Here is a 3,945-nt window from a genome sequence, read left to right as displayed (position 1 = left end):
CTTAAGTGAACAGCATTGCCGCAATTGCGGGGCTTTTTATTCATTTTTATTGATTCCGATATTAATCAAACGGTGTTGGCACTGGGGTTTTATCCGTCGATGGTGGTAACAGTGGTAAATTAAATAGCGGCTGATCGCCTGTCAGTGTTTTCAGAAATGCAACGATCTGCGCATTCTCTTTATCGCTGAATTTACGGCCCAGCTGTAAGCGACCCATAATATCCACCGCTTCTGTCAGCGTCTGAGCTTCGCCATCATGAAAATACGGATAAGTGAGTTCCACGTTGCGCAGCGTCGGTACTTTGAATTTCATCCGGTCCGCATCTTTACCGGTGATCCCGGCCAGACCCTGAGCGGTGTTCTTTGTCTGATACGCTTCGATCAGGCCCATTTTCTGAAATGACGAGCCGCCAACTGCAGCACCATTGTGGCAGGCAACGCAGCCGGAATTTTTAAATAATTCATAACCGGCTTTTTCCTGCGCAGTAATCGCATCCGCATCACCCAGCAACCACTGATCAAAGCGTGCCCCTGGCGTGACCAGAGTTTTCTCAAACTCAGCAATCGCAGACGTTACCTGATCGATATTAATTTCATCAGTGCCAAACACGAGACGGAATTCCTGCACATAACCGGGAATCGATTTCAGTACATCCACGGCCAGCACATGGGTGAAGGCCATTTCCCCCGGATTAGCAATCGGACCACCGGCCTGCTCTTTCAGATCCGCCGCACGACCATCCCAGAACTGTGCCACATTTAATGACGAATTCAGTACCGTTGGCGCATTGATCGGTCCCTGACTCCAGTTATGACCAATCGATGTTTTCAGGTTATCCGTCCCACCCATGCTGAGGTTGTGGCATGAGTTACAGGAAATAAATCCTGACTTCGACAGACGCGGATCAAAATAGAGTTTCTTTCCCAGCTCAGCTTCTGCCAGATTCACTTCTTTTACCGGCTCAACCGGCGCAATCGGTTCCGCCGCCCATGACAGTTGGGCAGCAGCAGAAAGTCCCAGCGCCGCCGCAGCGGATATAACATTTGACCATCTCATCGTTCTCTCCTTATGAGAATCCTGTATTGCCGGCACCACAGGCTGAACAGCGGGTGGACTGCGGCCCTGTCAGCTAACAATAGGAATATCAATACAAAATTGAGGGAAATCACGAACCCGCCCGATACCAGCGCAACCCGACACAACCTGACCTTTCCTTACATTCGGACGGGCCCCGGTGGCTGGGGTATACTGCGGTTTCTACCAATCAGCCGGATGTTGTATGCCACACAGATCGCACCTGTTTTCCCTGCGTATCGGCCATGCCCTGCGCGAGTCTCTGCAACAGCCCTATGGCCGCAAGCAATTCTCAGGCGATCTGATTGCCGGCCTCACCGTCGGTGTGATTGCCATCCCGCTGTCCATGGCTCTGGCCATTGCCAGCGGCGTCGCGCCGCAATACGGCCTCTACACCGCCATGATTGCCGGCTTCCTGATTGCCCTTACCGGTGGTTCACGCTTCAGCATCTCCGGCCCCACCGCCGCATTTGTGGTGATCCTCTATCCCATCGCTGAAAAGTTCGGCCTCGGTGGCCTGCTGCTGGCCACCCTGCTGTCCGGCGTCATTCTGATCGCCATGGCCTTTGCCCGCCTTGGGCGCTTTATCGAATACATACCGGAATCCGTCACGCTCGGCTTTACCTCAGGCATTGCCGTGGTGATCGCCACCCTGCAGCTGAAGGATTTCTTTGGTCTCAATTTTGAATTCCCGGAAACCTACACAGAGAAAGTCAGCGCCCTGTGGCAGCATCTGCCGGCGTTCGACAGCGCCGCCCTGATCGTCGGAGCAGGCACACTGGCGACGCTGATCATCCTCAAAAAACTGAGCCGCTTTCCGCCCCATATTCCGGCGCTGATCGTTGGTGTCGTGATTGCCTGGCTGCTCGGACTGCAGGGCATGGAAACCGAAACCATCGGTACCCGTTTTCACTATCTGCTGGCGGACGGCAGCAGTGGCATGGGCATTCCACCGGTCCTGCCGGAATTTGTCTGGCCGTGGAATCAGCCTGGTGCGGATGGCCAGCCCATCGGCTTATCGCTGACGTTATTAGAGCTACTGTTACCGGCGGCCTTCTCGATCGCCATGCTCGGCGCCATCGAATCCCTGCTGTGCGCCGTCGTACTGGATGGCATGACCCGCACCCGCCACAGCGCCAACAGCGAACTGCTCGGTCAGGGCATCGGCAATATCGTCGCTCCGTTCTTTGGTGGTATCACCGCCACCGCCGCCATTGCCCGCTCTGCGGCCAATGTACGCTCCGGTGCTTTTACCCCGCTTGCCGCCATGATTCACGCCGCCGTGGTTATGGCTGGCCTGCTGGTACTGGCACCTCTGCTGGCGCATCTGCCCATGGCGTCCATGGCCGCACTGCTGCTGCTGGTTGCCTGGAACATTGCCGAAGCCGATAAGGTCGTGCACTTCCTCAAAACCGCACCACGGGGCGACATTCTGGTACTGCTCACCTGCATGAGCCTGACTGTGCTGTTTGATATGGTGATCGCCATCGCCGTGGGCATTGTGCTGGCCTCACTGCTGTTTATGCGCGATATCTCAGAGATGACCAATATCAGCGATATCAGCCAGCATGGCCGCCTGGTGCCGGACAACACCCTCGCCAATGGCTGGCAGGTATGGAAGATAAAAGGCCCGCTGTTTTTTGCCGCCGCCGACCGGGTGTTCGCTGAACTCGCCAGTCAGCCCCCGGCTGGCAAAGGCGTCATCCTGTATCTGGATGCTGTTCCCGTTCTCGATGCCGGTGGTCTGGCTGCACTGACAAAGTATCTGCAGCACTGTCAGCAGCAACAGACCCAGGTCATCCTTGCCGATCTGCAGACGCAGCCGCTGCAGGCCCTTGCCCGCTCCGGACTGCCGCTGTCGCTGTTCTCTCTGGCAGAAACGCTGGATCAGGCTATCCGCCAAAGTCAGGGACAAGACTTAGCGGACGTCAGAACGAAGCCCGGAACCGCCGCATCCACCAGCCAATAACCTGCTGTTTTTGTCAACAATGTAACCCTTCTGCTGGCCTGACCGGCCGTGATTACGCCACTTGTCACGGTCAGGTCCGGCACACCCCCGCGCTCCGCCTGCAGGCTGAAAAATTCCCATTACACTTAACGTTTGTACCAAAACCATTAACCGCAACTGGCCTCCGCGCCAGGAAGAACCTTATGCTGCAACTACTGTTCACTCCCGTCAGCGCCCTGCTGCGCAGCGCCGGGCTGAATGGCACCGTCTATCTGGTCAGCACCATGCTGGCGGTCTGCGCCCTGATGGTGCTGAGCTCAGCCAGTCAGGTGTATCTGCCGGTGCCGCTGCTGTGCACTCTGTATCTGTGTGCAGGCCTGCTGTTTGCCCTGCGCCATGACATCAGCCAGCTACAGAGCATCTTTAACCAACAGAATCCGCAGCAGCTGGATCACCAGCAACTGCTGATCAAAACCACCACCCTGGGAACGCTGACCGGCCGCCTGCAAAGCCTGTTTACCGATGTGGAACGTGCACAGCAGTCCCACGCCGACCGTATTGAAGAAATCGCTTTTTCTGCTCAGGAACTGCGCGCAAGCGCCGACCTGCTGGCGGCCAATACAGAGCAACAGTCGGCCGCAACCGCTGCCGGTGCTGCCGCCATTGTGGAAATGACACAGGGCGTGGAAAACGTCGCCGGATTAGTGCGCGAAGCCGCCGGGCTGGCCAGCCGCGCGAACCAATATGCGATACAGGGCAGCCAGCAGGTAAAAGCAGCCACAGAAAGCATTCACAACATTGATATGGCGGCCAGCAGCAGTGCGGAACTGATGCAGGGGCTGAACGAACAGTCGCGCAACATCCATGAAATTACCGACCTGATCCGTTCCATCTCAGAGCAGACCAACCTGCTGGCACTGAA

2 protein-coding genes and 1 pseudogene are annotated in these 3,945 nt (G+C 56.6%); 2 read left to right on the top strand and 1 reads right to left on the bottom strand.

Annotated elements, in window-relative coordinates:
• Window positions 1-61: 61 nt before the first annotated feature.
• Complete coding sequence (locus B2Z72_RS08100) at window positions 62-1,057, bottom strand: cytochrome-c peroxidase (RefSeq protein ID WP_296984705.1); 996 nt, start codon at window positions 1,055-1,057, stop codon at window positions 62-64.
• Window positions 1,058-1,280: 223 nt separating this feature from the next.
• Here B2Z72_RS08100 and dauA point away from each other — a divergent pair, with 223 nt between their 5' ends.
• Both dauA and B2Z72_RS08090 read left to right on the top strand, forming a co-directional pair.
• A complete protein-coding gene (gene dauA, locus B2Z72_RS08095) occupies window positions 1,281-3,044 on the top strand; it encodes a C4-dicarboxylic acid transporter DauA (protein WP_296984707.1) in 1,764 nt (587 codons plus the stop codon).
• A gap of 182 nt (window positions 3,045-3,226) precedes the next feature.
• Window positions 3,227-3,945 (top strand): annotated as a pseudogene (locus B2Z72_RS08090) (methyl-accepting chemotaxis protein); the annotation flags it as partial.

The organism is Thalassolituus sp. UBA6592 (assembly GCF_002433655.1).
Classification (GTDB): domain Bacteria; phylum Pseudomonadota; class Gammaproteobacteria; order Pseudomonadales; family Oceanobacteraceae; genus Venatoribacter.
The sequence above is the reverse complement of the archived record's forward strand: the minus strand, read 5'-3'. Positions and strand labels throughout refer to the sequence as shown.

What these genes read in the sequence shown, in the direction of transcription:
- dauA (WP_296984707.1), top strand. Translation starts at nt 1,281, where the DNA reads ATGCCACACAGATCGCACCTGTTTTCCCTGCGTATCGGCCATGCCCTG.
- B2Z72_RS08100 (WP_296984705.1), bottom strand. Translation starts at nt 1,057, where the DNA reads ATGAGATGGTCAAATGTTATATCCGCTGCGGCGGCGCTGGGACTTTCT.